The following is a 15925-nucleotide window of genomic DNA, read 5'->3' on the forward strand; positions in this document are numbered from 1 at the left end:
GGCTGTCCCACAGAGGCCTCATGGCGGTGGGCTACTGACGGACTACGCGATCACCTTGGCGGACAACGCGGGCAGGTCGGAGCGGGCGAGGGCGTCCGACTGGGGTACGTGGGCGAGGTCGAGTTCGGCGAGCCCGAGTCGCCCGTACGCGGTGTGCAACGCCGCCACCACGGCACCCAACGCACCGGAGAGGTCCCCAAGCTCCGCGCTGTGTACGACCGCCGCAGCGGCGGGCACGATCTCCCGCAACCGGCCGCCCAGCCGGCCGAGGTCGGGTTTGAGCGCGTGGGAGATGCCGCCGCCAAGGACGATCACCTCGGGTTCGTAGGCGACCACCGCCGCGGTGAGGATGATCAGCAGCGCCTGCTCGACGTACTGCTTGACCGGCACCAGTCGGGAGTCTTTGGAGTGGAACACGTCGGCCGGGTTGTCGAACGGTAGGCCGAGGTCTCGGGCGCGGGCGAGGATGCCGGGCCCGGTGATGATCTGTTCGAGTGCGACTCCCAGCGGACCGGCCGGCAGGTGCCCGAACTCGCCGACCAGGCCGCTGCGACCCCGGAACAGCCGCCGTTCGATGGCGACGCCGGCGCCGAGGCCAGCCCCGATGGTGAACATCACCGCGGTCTGCGCGTCGCGGGCGGCGCCGAAGCGTAGCTCGCCGAGGAGCGCGTAGTTGGAGTCGTTGTCCACCTCGACCCCGGTCGCCAGCCGCTTCTCCAGCAGCCGGAGGAACTCCGGGTCCTCCACCTGAGGAAGGTTCGGCGCGTTGGATACGGTGCGGTCGTGCTGCCGGACGGCGCCGGGTAGCCCAACCGCCACGCAGTCGAGCCGGTCCAGGTTGTCCCCGACGGTCTGCCGGATCAGGTCGGCCAGCCACTGAGCCAGCCGAGGGGCGTCGTAGCCGGCCGGAGTGGGGACGGTCCGGCCGACCAGCGGCGTGGCGGCGAGGTCGGCCACCACCAAGCGGACGTTGGAACCGCCAACGTCGACCCCGCAGACCACGCCCCGTCCGGCGGCGATCGCCACCCGGGTCGCCCGTCGGCCCCGGGTAGCGGTCGGGGCGCCATCGGTCTCGGTCAGCAGCCCCTCGTCAAGGAGCTGTTCGACGATGCGCGAGACAGTGGCGGGGGAGAGGTCGGTCTCCTGGCCGATGGCCGTGCGGGTCACCGGGCCGTGTGTCAGGACGTGGGCCAGCACGGTCGACCGGTTCGCGCGCCGAGGTGCTCGGGCTTCCACGTCCACCCCGCTTTCTTTTCCGTCCGAATGCTAAGGCCGCGCCGCTACTTGGGCAATACCCGATCCCGTGCCGGCTCGGCGAGTCGCGGCTGCCGCTGGCCGTTCGCCCCGCACCGACCGTGCCACCGCCGCCCGGCCCGCTGCCCGCAACATATGGATCTTTTGGGTCGAAGCGATTGGACGGAATCTCCGACCAACCCCCTTGACGAGCATGACGACCACGTTAATACTTTCAGCCTGAACGGAAATGGAGGCCGCCGCCTCACCGGTACGCACCGGAGCCCGGGGTGACGGCACGGGTCCCTGTCACGTGCCGTGCCGGTCGCGCCGGAACCCCGTGTCAGTCCGGAGCCACCGGTTCCGGGACCCGTTGCTGTGGAGGGAAGAGCTATGAAACTCACCCGTAGACGTGGGGCCGCCCTGGGCGCAATATGTGCCTTGGCGCTCCTGGTCAGCGCCTGCTCGAACGAGACGTCCAGCGACGGTGGCGGCGCGTCGAGCGGCCCCCGCACCGAACCGAGTTTGTCGTTCGTCGGCCCCGGCGGGGAGACGCCGACCGCCGCCGACCAGCTTTCGCTGACCCCCGAGGAGCAGCAGAAGGTCAAGGACGGCAACTACTCGGCCGCCTTCGTCTGGCACGAGGGTTCCGCGCTGACCAAGGCGGTGGAGTCCGGGGTCCGCAAGGAGTTCGACCAGCTCGGCATCAAGGTGCTGGCCAGCACCAGCGCCGAGTTCGACGCGGCCCGGCAGGCCAACAACGTGCAGACCGTCCTGGCGCTCAAGCCCGACCTGATCGTCACCATCGCGGTCGATCCCACCGCGGCGGCCGCGGCCTTCAAGCCCGCCGTGGACGCCGGCGTCAAGCTGGTCGTGATGACCACACCGCCGAAGGACTACAAGGCCGGGGAGCAGATCGTCGGGATCGTCACCGCCGACCTGACCGCGTTCGGCAAAGCCAATGCGGAGATGCTCGGCAAGGCGCTCGGAGGCAAGGGCAAGGTCGGCTACATCTACCACGACGCCGACTTCTGGTTCACCAACCAGCGCGACAAGGCGTTCAAGGACTGGCTGGGCTACCTCTACCCGGACATCAAGATCGTCGAGGAGACGGGCTTCTCCGACCCGGCGCGGACCGAGGACATCGCCACCGCGATGCTGACCCGCCACTCCGACCTCAACGGCGTCTACGTCGCCTGGGCCACCGCCGCCGAGGGCGTGCTCGCCGCAACCCGGCAGCAGGGGCGTACCGACGTCAAGATCGTCACCAATGACCTGGAGGCGAACCTCGCCGCCGACATGGTCAAGGGCGGAAACATCGCTGGCGTCGTCGCCAACGGCTCCACCCGGCTCGGCCAGAACCTGGGCATCGTCGCCGCCTACGGGCTGATCGGCAAGAAGGCTCCGGAGCTGGTCGTCGGATCGCCGATGGCCGCCACCAAGGAGAACATCGCCGAGGCCTGGCGCGACGACTACGGCCAGGAGCCGCCGGCCGAGGTGCGCGGCAACTGACGGCAGGTAACGCGAGGTCCGGGGCCTTTTCTGGGAAGAGGCCTCGGACCTCACCCCGGCCACGCGACACGGCCTCGGCCGTATACGCGGTGGCCGCTGCGAAGCGATGGAAGGAAAAGCCAGATGGGGTACGTCCAGACAGTCCTCGGGCCGGTGTCCCCCGAGTCGCTCGGCCGGGTGCTGAGTCACGAGCACCTCGGCGCGCTGGTGCCCGGGCCGTGGCTGTCCGGCGGTGCCGGCGACGACCGCGCGGACCTCGCCGTCGACGCGGTACGGGCTCTGCCGGAACTGGGCTTCGGCACGATCGTGGATCTGTCCCCGTACGAAGTGGTGGGTCACGACGTGGCCCTGCTCCGCGAGGTGGCCCGGCGTACCGGTCTGCACGTCGTCGCCGGGTCGGCGATCTACCTGGAGCCGTACTCGCCGGGCTGGGCGCTCAACGCCAGTGTGGACGAGATGCGGGAGCGGTTCGTCGCCGACGCCACGATCGGGGTGGGGGACACCGGTGTCAAGGTCGGCATCTTCGGGGAGCAGGCCACCGGGCTGAACGAGATCACCCCGCACGAGGAGAAGTGCCTGCGGGCCGCCGCCCGCGCCCACGTCGCCACCGGGCTGTCGGTGAACACCCACACCACGCACGGCACGATGGCGCTGGAGCAGGTCGAGATCCTGCGCCAGGAAAAGGCCGACCTCTCCCGGATCGTCATCGGCCACCTGGACATCAACCCCGACCCGGACTACCTGCGGGCGGTGCTGGCGACCGGCGTCAACATCGCCTTCGACACGCTCGGCAAGCAGTTCTGGGACTTCGTGCTCGCTCCGCTGCCCGAGAACCCGCCGGAGGGCGAGTTCGGCAAGCGGGCGTACCACCGGCCGGACCACGCCCGGTTGGACATGCTCGCCGGGTTGGTCCGGGACGGGTACGCCGACCGGATCCTGCTCTCGATGGACCTGACCGGCGCCGAGGCGTACCTGAACCCGGGCACGCACGGCCGCCTCGGGTACTCGTATCTGGGCCGGGAGATCGTGCCGGGGCTCGCCCGGCTCGGCGTGCCGCCGGAGGCGCTCGACCAGATGTTGGTGGCCAACCCGGCCCGACTCCTGACGGTCGGCTGATGGCCGGGAACTCGCGCCCGCCGTCCGGTCCGGCCGGGTACGTCGCCGGGGTGGACCTCGGCGGCACCAAGCTCCGGGCTGCGCTCGCGGATCTCGCCGGTCACATCGTGACCGAGGATGTGCTGGCCACCGACCCCCGCGGTGGGGTGGCGGTCGCCGCGCAGATCGACGCCCTGCTCCGCGACCTGGCCGCCCGGGGCGGCGTGGACTGGTCCGACATCCGGGCCAGCGCGATCGGCCTGCCCGGCGCCCCGCACCCGACGACCGGCACCATTGACCTCGCCCCGAACGTCTCCGAACTCGGGGCCATCGACGTGCGGGCCGAGCTGACCCGCCGGCTGGGACACCCGGTGGTGCTGGACAACGACGTCAACATGGCGGCCGCCGGTGAGCGGTGGCTGGGCAGCGGACGTACCCACCGGCACTTCGTGTTCGTGGCGGTCGGCACCGGGATCGGCATGGGCATCGTGCTAAACGGGGAGCTGGTCCGCGGGGCTCGTGGCGCGGCGGGGGAGATCTCCTACCTGCCGCTGGGTACCGACCCGTTCGACCCGGCGAACCAGGTCCATGGCGCGCTGGAGGAGGCGGTGGCCGGCGCCGCCCTCGCCGCCCGGTACCGAGCGCTGAGCGGCGAGCAGGCCACCGTGCCCGATGTCTTCGACCGGGCCGCGGCCGGCGATCACGGCGCCCAGGCGGCCATCGACGAGGAGGCCCGGTTTATCGCACTGGCCGTCGTCGCGGTCACCGCCGTCCTCGACCCGGAGGTGGTCATCCTCGGCGGTGGGATCGGCTCCCGGGTCGAGCTGGTCGAGCCGGTCCGGCGCTGGGTCGCCGCGCTGAGCGCGGACGTCCCGGCGATCAAGACCAGCCAGCTCGGCGACCGGGCCGGCCTGCTCGGCGCCGTCGCGGTCGCCCGCCAGGAGGCCGGAACCCACCCCGATCTGCCGGCCAAGCCCGTTCTGCCGGCCCACCCCGATTCGGCGGCGTGGCCCGTTGCGACCCAGCCCGACCGGAACACCTCTTTCGAATCAGTGGAGGGACGATAGATGACCCAGACCGATGCGGCGGTGAAGGCCAGAAGCGGACCGGCCTGGAGCAGGGTCAACTGGCGCGACTACGTGGTCTATATCGGCTTCGCCGTCGTGTTCCTGTTCTTTGCCATCACCCAGGGCAGCAACGGCTTCCTGACCACCAGCAACCTCACCAATATCGTCATCCAGACCGCACCGATCACGGTCATGGCGGTCGGGTTGGTCTTCGTGCTGGCAGCCGGCGAGATCGACCTGTCGATCGGCTCGGTCGTCGCGCTCTCCGCGCTGGTCGGCGCGGTGACGTTGCGAGAAACCGACAGCATGCTGCTCGGCGCGGCCGCGGGGCTGGCTGCCGGCGCGGCGGTCGGCCTGGTCAACGGGGTCTTCGTCACCCTCGTCCGGCTGCCCTCCTTCCTGGTCACCCTCGCCACGATGGGGGCGGTGGCCGGCCTGGCCCGCGAGGTGACCGGCCTGCAGTCGGTGCCGGTCGGCAACGACGCGTTCCTCACACTCTTCGGCCAGGGCGAGATCTTCGGCATTCCCGGCCTGGTGCTCTGGTCGGTGGCGGCCGTGGTCGTCGGCTACATCGTGCTGCGGCAGACCCGGTACGGGGCGCACACCCTCGCGATCGGCGACAACGTGGCCGCGGCCCGGGTCAGCGGCATCAAGGTGGTCCGCGTCAAGATTATGGTGCTGATGGGCAGCGCGATGTGCGCCGCTCTCGCCGGCCTGCTGTACGCGGGCCGCCTGCAGGGCGCCCGGTACACCCTTGGCGAGGCCGACCTGATGTCCGTGATCGCCGCCGTGATCGTCGGCGGGACCAGCCTGTTCGGCGGCAAGGGCTCCATCGTCGGGGCGCTGCTGGGCAGCCTGCTGATGGGCATGCTCAACAACGGCCTGATCCTGGCCGGGCTGTCCGTGTCCCAGCAGATGATGGCGCGCGGCGCGATCATCCTCGTGGCCGTCTCCCTCTCGCTGCGCGAGAGGCGCGGCTGACCCGGAAGGAAGCAAGCGCATGTTTCTGGATCTGCTGCGACGCCGCAACCCGGGCCTCCTGGCTGCTGCCGCGCACCTGCATCAGAGGGGCGACCTGCCGACCAACTGCTACGCGCTGGATCTGGACACCGTCGCGGCCAACGCCGCCGCCATCCGTCGCGAGGCCGACCGCCTCGGGCTGTCCGCGTACGCGATGACCAAGCAGGTCGGGCGGAATCCCGACTTCTGCCGGACGATCCGCGACGCCGGCATCACCGAGGCGGTCGGCGTCGACCTGCAGTGCGCGCTCGCCGACCGGCGCGGCGGGCTCGGCATCGGCCACCTCGGTCACCTGGTGCAGATCCCCCGGCACGAGGCGGCCACCGCCGCCGCGCTCGCCCCGAAGTACTGGACCGTCTTCAACGACACCAAGGCCGGCGAGGCGGCGGCCGCGAATGCCGCGACCGGGCGGGAGCAGGCGCTGCTCGCCCGGGTCATGGCCCCCGGCGACCGCTTCTACCGGGGTCACGAGGGCGGCTACCCGGCCGACGAGATCGTCGAGGTCGCCGACCGGCTCGACGCCCTTCCCGGGGCTCGGTTCGCGGGTGTCACCAGCTTCCCGACCCAGCTGTTCGACCCGGCCGCCGGCCGGGTCGTGCCGACCCCCAACCTCGACACCCTGCGGACCGCCGCCGCCGCGCTACGCGCAGCCGGGCGGTCGCACGTCGAGATCAACGCCCCGGGTACGACGTCCACCGCGATACTGGCCATGCTCGCCGAGGCCGGCGCCACGCAGGTCGAGCCCGGCCACGGGCTGACCGGCACGACGCCCTGGCACGCGGTCACCGACCTGGTCGAGGAGCCGGCCGTGCTCTACGTCAGCGAGGTGTCCCACCTGTGGGACGGTCGGGCCTACGTCTTCGGCGGCGGACTCTACGTCGACCCCGTGCTCGGCCTGGGCGGCACCCGCGCCCTGATCGTGCCCCGGGGCGGCGGTCTCGACGACGCGCATCTGGTCGACGTGGAGATGCCCGCGCCGGAGGCGATCGACTACTACGCGATGGCCGACGTCGGTGCCGTACCGGCCGTCGCGCCCGGCGACACGGTCCTGTTCGGGTTCCGGCCACAGGTGTTCGTCACCCGGGCACTGACCGCGGGAGTGACCGGCGTCCGGTCCGGTACCCCGGCCGTGCCCGGCGTCTACGCCGCCGACGGGTCCACGCCGATCCGGATCGACGGCACCGACACACCGAGCGGCACCGATGCGCGCAACCACGCGGCTGGCAGCACAGGGAGGGCATCATGAGCACGGTCACCCAGAACACCGTTCCGGCCGGCGACGCGGCCGGAACGGGCACCCCGCCGTTGCAACTACGCGACATCCGCAAGCAGTTTGGCGGGGTCGTCGCGATCGAGCGCTTCGACCTGGAACTGGCCGCCGGGGAGATCACCGCACTGGTCGGCGACAACGGCGCAGGCAAGTCCACCCTCGTGAAGATCATTTCCGGGGTGTACCAGCCGACCGAGGGCGAGCTGCGGATGCACGGCCGGACGGTGGCGTTCCGGGACGCCTCCGACGCCCGGCGGCAGGGTGTCGAGGTGGTCTACCAGGACCTGGCCCTGGCCGACTCGCAGCCGGTCTACATGAACATGTTCCTCGGCCGGGAACTGACCCGCGGCCCGCTGCGGCTGCTCGACCGGCGCCGGATGGCGCGGGAGACCCAGGAGTTGGTGGATGCCCTGGACGTCCGCATCCCCAGCGCGAAGGCGACGATCCGGGACCTCTCCGGCGGGCAGCGGCAGGCGGTGGCGATCTGCCGTGCCACGCACTGGGCGAGCGGCCTGGTGCTGATGGATGAGCCGACCGCCGCGCTGGGTGTGGCCGAAACCGCCAAGGTGGAGCAGTTGATCATGAAGTTGCGTGACCGCGGTGCCGCCGTGCTGGTCGTCAGCCACAACCTCGACCAGGTGTTCCGGATCGCCGACCGGGTGGCCGTGCTGCGCCGGGGGCGCCAGGTCGGTGTCCGGCACATCGAGGAGACCAGCCGCAACGAGATCGTCTCGATGATCACCGGTGCGTCGGCGGAGGTCGAGCGGCCCTGAGCGGCATTCGAGGGATCGACCAGTCGGGAAGCGGCGCCCCCCCGTCCGGGCTGTCCCCGAGCTGATCGCCGCCGGCCACAAGGTCACCGGGCTGGCACGCTCGGATGCGGCGGCCAATCCCTGCGGGCGATGGGGGCCGAGGTCCGCCCGGGATCACTCGACGATCTCGACGCCCTGCGCGACGCGGCTGCCTCCTCCGACGGCGTCGTCCACCTCGCGTTCAAGCACGACACGTTCTTCGCCGGCGACTTCGCCGGCGCCACCGACGCCGATCGCGCGGCGATCGATGTCGCCGGCGAAGCCCTCGCCGGCACCGACAAGCCGTTCGTCATGGCCTCCGGCATGTTCGGTGTGCTCGGGCTACCGTCCGGTGTCGTCGCCACGGAACGCGACGGGGCTGGCCTCGGACGCTGGCAGCACGGGCCCGATCAGAGGCGCCGGCGGACGGATGGCGAACGCCCGTCACGCTCTCGCGCTCGCCGGCCACGGGGTCCGCTCCTCAATCGTGCGGCTCCCACCCGCCATGCACGGCAAGGGTGACAACGGCCTCACCACCACCGCGATCGGCTTCGCCCGCCAGAAGGGCGCCGCTGCGTACGTCGGCGACGGCAGCAACCGCTGGCCCGCCGTCCACCGAGATGACGCCGCGCGCCTGTTCCGCCTCGCGGTCGAGTCTGCGCCGACCGGCTCCGTGCTGCACGCGGTCGGCGACGACGGCGTGCCGATCCGTGTGGTCGCCGAGGCGTTCGCCAGCCGATGCCGCTCAGGCCAGCATCCGCGACACCGACGTGCTGATCCTGACCCGCAGCGCGACGGAGACCGGAGGCGCCGATGGCTGAGACGCTGCCGATCACCTCGGTGTGCCTGACCTGCCCAATACCCCGTCCGCGACCAACGGCGAGGCCGCTACGTCCGAGAAACCTCCAGCCATCCGGCCAAGAAGCTGCCTCACCTGGCCGCGCACGCAATCAACTCGTACAGCGAGCCGGGCGATGTGGTGTTCGACCCGATGTGCGGGTGCGGCACCACATTGGTGGAGGCCATGCACCTCGGCCGGCAGGGCATCGGGATCGACATTGAACCCCGCTACACGGCACGGCCGAGGTCAATGTCGCCCTTGCCGCGTCGCAGGACGCCACCGGCACGGCGACGGTATTCACCGGGGACGCAACCGGTCTGCTCGACCTGGTGCCCGCGTCCGCGGTCGGCCGGGTGAGCCTTGTGCTCACGTCGCCACCTATGCGCAGCCTCTTTCGCTGCTGAGCAACCGTTGCGCCGGGTCTATTGGCGAGGATGGCAACGCCAAGCTGATCGCAGCACTGAAAGCTGGACGGTCCTGCGCCTGCCGCGCGTCTGCTTGAACGCCCCGACGGTCGCCCGGCGCCGCCCGTGCCTCTGTCGGAGCGCGCTGCAGACCTCCGATAGTTTTGCCCCACGTGGGCTGGGCAATGATCGGGCCGACGACGACCCCTCTGGAGGGACGGCCCTCGTGGAAGTCACGGGCTTCTTCACGGCCATCATCACCGGTCCTTTCATCGGCGCGCTGGCCGGCTGGTCGTACCGGGCATGCAGAACATCCCGATCTGGCTGACCTTGCTCATCGGCGTGGTCACCGCGATCCTGGGCACCCTCGTCGCCGGAGTCCTCGGCGTCGACGACACCTGCGGTATCGACTGGATCGAGCTGAACCTCCAGGTCGCCTTCGCCGCCATCGGCGTCGCGATCGCCGCTGGCGCCTACGGCCGTCGGCGCGTCCGCTGACCTTCACACCACCGCGCCGGCTCGTCCGCTGGGGAGGGTCGGCGCGATGGTGTGCGTACCGCCAGCCGCGTTCGCACCGCGGGGGACGACCAGGGCAACAGGGACAGGGCCTGTCTCGCATGCCACGTCATGGCCTGTCGCTGAGTACCGTGTCCAGTGGCGGGGTGGCCGAACGCCCGAGCACGTGAGCGGCGAGCAGCGCCAATGTGAGCGCGACCAACGCCCACAATATTGGCATCAGTATCGTCACCGGCGACAGCGCGGCGACCACTAGACTCACTGCCCGCCGGCGACCCACTGGGCGGCGGGCGCGCCGCCATATGAGGTGATCGGCGAGTAGGTAGACAATGATTCCGCACACCAGTGTGGCCTGCCCCATCATCACAGCGGCACCTAAATGCTGCGTCGGATGCGGCAAGGTCGTGCGCAGCCCGAAGGCGACCAGCACGAGGCCGACGACGAGGAACAGGTGAAGGTACGCGTAGGCATCTCGGGCCAGGGCGCCGCGTTGGCGGCTGGTGGCGAGTTCGGCGAATCGTTGGCCGATGACGACGTCGGTGCCGACGTAGGTCCACCACAACGTGAAGAGCAGTCCGGCGCTGAGTGCGACGGCGCCGAGGCTGGCAATCGAGATGGGCGGATCGCCGATGGCCGTTCCGGTGGAGATGACCGCTTGGCCGAGCGCGATGAGGATTATCAGGTTGTAGCGACCCATCCATCGACTGACGGAATGCAACCACCAGTTTCGGGATCCGATGAGGTACCCGCCGCCAACGTCAATGAGAATGGCGGCGGCCCAGCACAATGTGGTGAACGGGGTGAGCGGATCACCAGTGGCTTGGGCGGGCACCACCGCGCAGAGCAGCAGGACTATTCCCACCCCGGTCGGTCCGGCCGCCCTGACCACGGGGGCGCGAAGGGTGGCGTCGCGCCGGACCGCCAGCCAGGACGACACCAGATGCAGGAGGCGCACCGCCGCATACGAGGTGACGACGATCAGCGGCCCGGGCAGCCCTGCGGATACATAGCTGAACGCCTGTGGCGTGGCGATGCCCAGCATCAGGATCAGGGCCACCGCGGCGAGGACGACCAGCCGCAGCAGGTTTCCCGCGCTGCGGATCGTCGTGGTGAACCAGGTGTAGTTGACCCAGGACCACCACAGCAGCGCCAGGACAGCTAGTCCCTGGAGCACTCCGCTCATCGAAGGGTGCCGGGTCATCAGCACGGTGACTTGGATGAACGCATACACGAAGACCAGATCCAGGAAGAGTTCCTCCGGGGTGGCATCGACCTCCTGACCGACCGTTACCGCGATAGCGCGGTGCAGTTGGCGGTGGCGCCGTCGCAGCAGCGTCACATGGGCGAGCACCACGCAGACCAGGGCGCCGGCGAGGAGCGCGAGGGATCCCGGAGCTGTCAGGTGACGGGCAGGCGCAACCAGCAGTGCGACGAGGACAAGGCCGAGTACTGGACCGCGGCCGACCCGTCGGACGATGCGCCATTCGAACGCCACCAGCCCTAGTAGGTACAGGACCACACCACCGTAAAGAGATGCCAGGTCGGTCACATCCCACCGTTCGAGGTGGCCGACCGGGCCTCCGCTCAGCGCCTTCTTGAGCCCGAACGCGACCAGGATGAGCCCACCGATCATCGGCAGGTGCAAAAGTGAATAGGCGTCGCGGGCGAGACGGGACCGCGCGTGATGTGAGGTGGACTGCAATGCCTGCTCACCGCTGGGTGCTGCGATGTCGAAGTACGCCCACCACAGGAACGCCACGACGACAAGACCGAGCACCGACCCGCCGAGCACGGACCAGGTGATCGGATGGTCGCCGGTGAGGCCGCGACTCGTGCCGATCGAGATGATCGTCTCGCCTAAGGCGATGAGCATGATCAGGTTGTGTCGCTCGGCCCAATGTCGCACCGATGTCAGCTGCCAACTACCGGTACCTGGCGCGCGCAGGCCCGCGTAGTCGATGACGATCGCGACCGCGAAGAGCAGAAGTTGAAGAACTTCCGCGTTCCGGCCCGGTGGTAGGTGGTGGGGCAGCAGGACCGCGCACAGCAGCAGTGGGGCGCTGCCGGCCAGCGGGAGCCACGCGCGCCTGGCTGGAGCGGACGATTTTGCCGAGCCTCGTTGCTCGCGAGAGATGATCAACAGGGACCCGACTCGAGCCGCCAAGAAGCCGACCACGAAAACGAGGGGCCCGGATAGCCCACCCGGCTGGTCAACGAAGACCTCCGGGATGGCGACGGCGGCGAGCAAAATTGCGGTGGCCGCCGCGAATATGGTGACCGGCAGGCTGCCCCGGTCAAGCCTCACCAGGTTTCCCACCCAGGCGTAGCCGATCCAACTGCGCCAGAGCAGCAGCACCACCAACCCTCCCTGAAGCAGCGCGTCCAGAGCTGGGCGTTCCGACATGAGATGGGTGACGTTGATGAAGGCGTAGACGAATACCAGATCCAGAAAGAGCTCCGGGCGCGTCACCCCGCCATGCGTCGCGGCCTTGATCCGCCCAGCCGGCGGGAAGGCGCCGCGCGACGCCACTTCCCCATCGCCGCCACCCACCCGACTACTGTGTCAACGATTGACATCAGGGGGCACATAAATCGATGAGCCACAGGATGTTCCAGTAGGTCCTGACCGCGCACCCCTTCAGACAAGATAGAGCCGTCAACGCGTCGCGGACCGCGGCGAGCCAGAACACGCCCTTGCCGTAGGGGATGCGGGTGGCGTCGGCGACCCAGAGCCGGTTCGGCCGGGCGGCGGTGAACTGCCGGTTGACCAGATCCGGTGCTGGCGTGTGCCGCGGGTCCTGCTTCGTGGAGCCGCCGCGCCAGCCTCGACGCAGGAACGCGCCCTGCCAGCCCTGGTCGGCCATCAGCCGCTCAACCCGCTTGCGGCCGACGCGGATGCCGTCGCGGCGTAGCTGCCGGTGCACCCGGTCCGCGCCGTAGGTGTGCCCGGACGCCTCCCAGATCTCGTGGATGTTGGAGATCAGGCCAGGTCGACCACGTCGCGGTCGCAGGGCTGTTCGGCCTGCTTGACCCATGCGTAGTAGGTCGAGGCGCCGATGCTCAGGACCCGTAGCAGGAGCGCGACCGCGAACTGGTCACGGTGTTCAAAAAAAGGGTCTTGTGACGTGTCTGTGGGTGGTTGGGCGCGTCGTTCATGGCGCACGCCGTTGTCCTGCCTAGGTTCTCCGCGGATGCCGCGTCGTGGTAGAAACGGGCCGTGCCTATCGCCGTTGATGATGATCTGTTCGACCGTGCGGGTGAGCTGAAGCAGCAGCTGGTGGCGTTCTCGCAGCAGCGACGTTATGAGCGAGCGTTCGACGATGTGCTGGCGGATCAGCATGACGAGCGGGCTCCGCTCGACGAGCACACCTTAATGATCTTGTGGGACTACTTCGTCCTGGAGCATCGGCTGCGTGACGGCCGGACGGTGGTGGAACAGTTCGTCGCCGCGCACCCGGAGTTGTCCGAGCCGGAGCACCGGATGCTCCTCGGGTGGCGGGACGTGGTGCAGGGGCCCTTCGAGGTGCAGAAGCGCGACGGGGCGACGCTGGTCGTGGTGAACCTTGTGGATGACCTGACCTACCGGGTGCGTTCCAACATGGGTCCGTCGGTGTTCCGGCGCACGCCGCGTCGGTCGTTTCTGCTCGCTCGGCTGGTAGCGGTGGGTGAGGAGTGGATGATCAGCGGCCCGATGAGCGTGTGGCGGGCACAGGAGCGGGGCGTCGCGTACCAGATGGCGTTGGAGGTGTCGCTGCGCGCGCCGGAGGCGGTGTACCGGAACCCGGAGAAGCTGGCTCAGGCGTGGGAGCTGCAACATCAGGATCGGGACCGGTTTGTGCGGTTCTTCGGCAGCGACCTGGTGGTGGTGGCCGGCGATCAGGTGGCCGACCGGATGACCGACTTCTACGCCTTCTGCCGTGCCGAAGTGTCTGGCACGTCGTCCTCCACGGTGGCTGTTGACGAGACGGTGTTCGAGTTGCCGCCGGATGTCGTGGACGCGGAGACGGTCGCGATGCTCTACGACGAGGTCGACGGGTTGGGTTTCTACGCCGAGTTCGGGCTGGTGGAGGCGGTGTTCGCGGACCCGGATCTGCTGCGCCGCCGCCGCTACCGGGAGCACACGCTGGCGTACCTGCAGGATGACAGCGTCGACCCTCTGGTGCTGCGTCGGCTGGCCGCGCCTGATCCCGAGCGGGCCAGTGTGGTGCTCCGGCGGCTGCTGCGCAAGCCGCGTTTCGACTGGACCCGCGACGGCGAGGAACTTCTCCGCGCGTACAAGCCGGAGCACTTCCGACGGGCGCCGCGACCGCGGGTCAGCCCGGTCAGCGAGCGGCTGGCCGCGCACGCCCGCCGTCGCTGAGGCGCCGTCACGTGCCGGGCCAGGTCCACTCGGGCCTGGGCTTGGCCGGGAATGGCGTGAGGCCGAGGTAGCGCCGGTAGGCGGCGTGGATCCAGGCGGTGACCGTGTGCGGCGGAAACGCCAGGTCGGCGAGGGTGACCTCACCCGCACCACCCGCCTTGGCAAATGGCGACGATGCCGCGTGCCTCGTTCGTGTAGTCGATCGAGGTGACGGTGACCGGGGTGAGCAGCAGGGCGGCCGCGGTGGGCAGGAGTGTTTCGTCCTCGAACACGGTGAGGAAAGCGCTGTGTTGTTCGTCGGCGCCGTAGGCGTCAACGACGATCGCCTCGATCGCGTTGTCCAGATCCTGGTTATTCGGCACACCCACAGGACCACGGATCGCTTGAGGACATCACGCTCCATCGCCAGCTCCGCATTCTCCCGCCGCAGCCGGGCCAGCTCCGCCCGCTCATCCTCCGACAACCGCCCGGCAGCGGCTTTACCGCGAGTCTCGCGGTCCTTCTTCACCCAGTTGGCAAGGGTCCCGTCGTTGATCCCCAGGTCACGCGCGACCTGGGGGATCGACTTACCCGTCTCGCGCACGATGCGCACCGCGCCCGCCCGGACCTCCGGATCGAACTGGCGTCTCGTCTCAGCCATGAACCTCTATCCCTCAAGCTTTGGCCTCCACGCCCGAGGGGAATGGCAGTTGCGACGACCACAGGCCGGGTGGCCTGGAGCGTGGAGTCAGCGTCGCCCTGCTGCCTTGCCACCCCTACGCTGGCGGCATGAGGGAACCCAGCGCGGGCCGGACTTACCCCACGCCTGACGACCTTCCGGTGTCGGCTGTGCTGCCTGAATTGCTGCGGAGCGTGCGCGAGGGCCAGGTCGTGTGCCTCAGTGAGCGGGATGAGCTGGTGGCCGCCGTCGTTCCTCTGGAGGTGGCGAGGGCGGGCCTGGCGTCCTTGGGCAGGTCCGACGAGGGTTCGCGGTGACGGTCCTGTCTGGTAGGTGCTGATGGAGCGGCATGCGGCGCCGGCCGAGGCGATCCCTGACGCGATCCGGGCCGACGTGGAGACGTTGTGGCGCTACCACGACATGCACCACGAGTTGCGCCCGTGCGACGTGGGGATCGGGCTGGGCAGCCACGATCTCGGCGTCGCGGTGATCGCGACGCGCCTGTTTCATGCGGGCCTGTTCCCGTGAATCGTGTTCACCGGTGCGAACGCGCCGACGACCGTTGAGCGGTTCCCGCGTGGAGAGGCGGTGCACTACCGCGAGTACGCGGTCGAGCAGGGCGTGCCGGCGGAGTCGATTCTCGTGGAGCCGCGGGCGACGAACACCGCCGAGAACCTGGAGTACTCGCGTCAGCTCCTGGGTGTACGGCGTATCGCGGTGAAGTCGGTGCTGATCATGTCGCGGCCGTACCAGCAGCGACGGGCTTACGCCACCTGCAAGCTGATCTGGCCAGAGGTGGATGTGGTGTGCGCGTCGAATCCTCTGGACCTTGACGACTACGTGCGCAGCATCGGCGACCCACAGCGGGTGGTGAACATGCTGGTCGGTGACACGCAGCGGATCGAGGTGTATGCGGAGCGCGGGTTCGCGGTTCCGCAGGAGATGCCGGACGAGGTACAGGCGGCCTTTGGTCGCCTGGTGGCGGCCGGTTACACGAGCCGGCTGATCTGAGTCTCCGCTACCAGTGAGGTCCTCCCGACCGGACGCCCATCCACCCCGGTCGGAGCTGACCGCGTCGTCTGCTCACGCAACGTCACACCGGCGCCGGCCCTGGGCGGCGGAGTCGCAGCGTGCCGTGCAATCCCGTCTGAACACACG

Annotated in this window: 14 protein-coding genes and 2 pseudogenes; 11 read left to right on the forward strand and 5 right to left on the reverse strand. The window is 69.6% G+C overall.

Annotated elements, in window-relative coordinates; all coding sequences use genetic code 11:
- Positions 1-42: 42 nt before the first annotated feature.
- Positions 43-1242, reverse strand: a complete 1200-nt coding sequence (locus BUS84_RS02455; RefSeq protein WP_280175088.1) for an ROK family transcriptional regulator — start codon at positions 1240-1242, stop codon at positions 43-45.
- Positions 1243-1674: 432 nt separating this feature from the next.
- Here BUS84_RS02455 and BUS84_RS02460 point away from each other — a divergent pair, with 432 nt between their 5' ends.
- The 9 genes and pseudogenes from BUS84_RS02460 (at position 1675) to BUS84_RS02505 (ending at position 9731) form a co-directional block, all read left to right on the forward strand.
- Positions 1675-2745: a substrate-binding domain-containing protein gene (locus BUS84_RS02460; protein ID WP_244298338.1), complete on the forward strand. Its 1071-nt coding sequence runs from the start codon at positions 1675-1677 to the stop codon at positions 2743-2745.
- 123 nt (positions 2746-2868) lie between these two features.
- The gene (locus BUS84_RS02465; protein ID WP_074308389.1) at positions 2869-3861 is read left to right on the forward strand and encodes a phosphotriesterase family protein; all 993 of its coding nucleotides are present in this window, start codon (positions 2869-2871) and stop codon (positions 3859-3861) included.
- Complete coding sequence (locus BUS84_RS02470) at positions 3861-4907, forward strand: ROK family protein (protein ID WP_074308392.1); 1047 nt, start codon at positions 3861-3863, stop codon at positions 4905-4907. Before BUS84_RS02465 ends, BUS84_RS02470 begins: the two co-directional genes overlap by 1 nt.
- Positions 4908-5888 carry an ABC transporter permease gene (locus tag BUS84_RS02475; protein ID WP_074308394.1) on the forward strand — a complete coding sequence of 327 codons (981 nt, stop codon included), beginning with the start codon at positions 4908-4910 and terminating at the stop codon, positions 5886-5888.
- A gap of 19 nt (positions 5889-5907) precedes the next feature.
- The gene (locus BUS84_RS02480) at positions 5908-7173 is read left to right on the forward strand and encodes an alanine racemase (protein WP_074308396.1); all 1266 of its coding nucleotides are present in this window, start codon (positions 5908-5910) and stop codon (positions 7171-7173) included.
- On the forward strand, positions 7170-7970 hold the full coding sequence (locus BUS84_RS02485; RefSeq protein WP_074308399.1) for an ATP-binding cassette domain-containing protein: 801 nt from the start codon (positions 7170-7172) through the stop codon (positions 7968-7970). The genes BUS84_RS02480 and BUS84_RS02485 overlap by 4 nt, the downstream gene beginning before the upstream one ends.
- A gap of 129 nt (positions 7971-8099) precedes the next feature.
- Complete coding sequence (locus BUS84_RS38900) at positions 8100-8510, forward strand: Rossmann-fold NAD(P)-binding domain-containing protein (protein WP_074308402.1); 411 nt, start codon at positions 8100-8102, stop codon at positions 8508-8510.
- Positions 8511-8937: 427 nt separating this feature from the next.
- The gene (locus BUS84_RS02500; RefSeq protein WP_244298530.1) at positions 8938-9186 is read left to right on the forward strand and encodes a DNA methyltransferase; all 249 of its coding nucleotides are present in this window, start codon (positions 8938-8940) and stop codon (positions 9184-9186) included.
- Between the two features lie 273 nt (positions 9187-9459).
- A pseudogene (locus BUS84_RS02505) lies at positions 9460-9731 on the forward strand (GlsB/YeaQ/YmgE family stress response membrane protein).
- Between the two features lie 127 nt (positions 9732-9858).
- On the opposite strand, the gene BUS84_RS02510 reads toward BUS84_RS02505, so the two are convergent.
- Genes BUS84_RS02510 through BUS84_RS37135 form a run of 3 tightly spaced genes read right to left on the reverse strand, consistent with a single transcriptional unit; the run spans position 9859 to position 13116 of the window.
- On the reverse strand, positions 9859-12300 hold the full coding sequence (locus BUS84_RS02510) for a low temperature requirement protein A (protein WP_084757079.1): 2442 nt from the start codon (positions 12298-12300) through the stop codon (positions 9859-9861).
- A gap of 25 nt (positions 12301-12325) precedes the next feature.
- Positions 12326-12784, reverse strand: a complete 459-nt coding sequence (locus BUS84_RS02515; RefSeq protein WP_074308412.1) for an IS3 family transposase — start codon at positions 12782-12784, stop codon at positions 12326-12328.
- Positions 12730-13116: a hypothetical protein gene (locus BUS84_RS37135; protein WP_143728171.1), complete on the reverse strand. Its 387-nt coding sequence runs from the start codon at positions 13114-13116 to the stop codon at positions 12730-12732. The genes BUS84_RS02515 and BUS84_RS37135 overlap by 55 nt, the downstream gene beginning before the upstream one ends.
- 6 nt (positions 13117-13122) lie before the next feature.
- On the opposite strand from BUS84_RS37135, the gene BUS84_RS02520 reads away from it, so the two are divergent.
- A complete protein-coding gene (locus tag BUS84_RS02520; protein ID WP_084757081.1) occupies positions 13123-14109 on the forward strand; it encodes a hypothetical protein in 987 nt (328 codons plus the stop codon).
- Positions 14110-14116: 7 nt separating this feature from the next.
- Here BUS84_RS02520 and BUS84_RS41080 read toward each other — a convergent pair whose 3' ends face one another.
- Positions 14117-14749: a transposase gene (locus BUS84_RS41080; RefSeq protein ID WP_425293420.1), complete on the reverse strand. Its 633-nt coding sequence runs from the start codon at positions 14747-14749 to the stop codon at positions 14117-14119.
- A gap of 351 nt (positions 14750-15100) precedes the next feature.
- On the opposite strand from BUS84_RS41080, the pseudogene BUS84_RS02530 reads away from it, so the two are divergent.
- A pseudogene (locus BUS84_RS02530) lies at positions 15101-15778 on the forward strand (YdcF family protein).
- The last annotated feature ends 147 nt before the right edge of the window (positions 15779-15925 follow it).

The sequence above is a fragment of the Micromonospora cremea genome, assembly GCF_900143515.1.
In the GTDB taxonomy this organism is placed as follows: domain Bacteria; phylum Actinomycetota; class Actinomycetes; order Mycobacteriales; family Micromonosporaceae; genus Micromonospora; species Micromonospora cremea.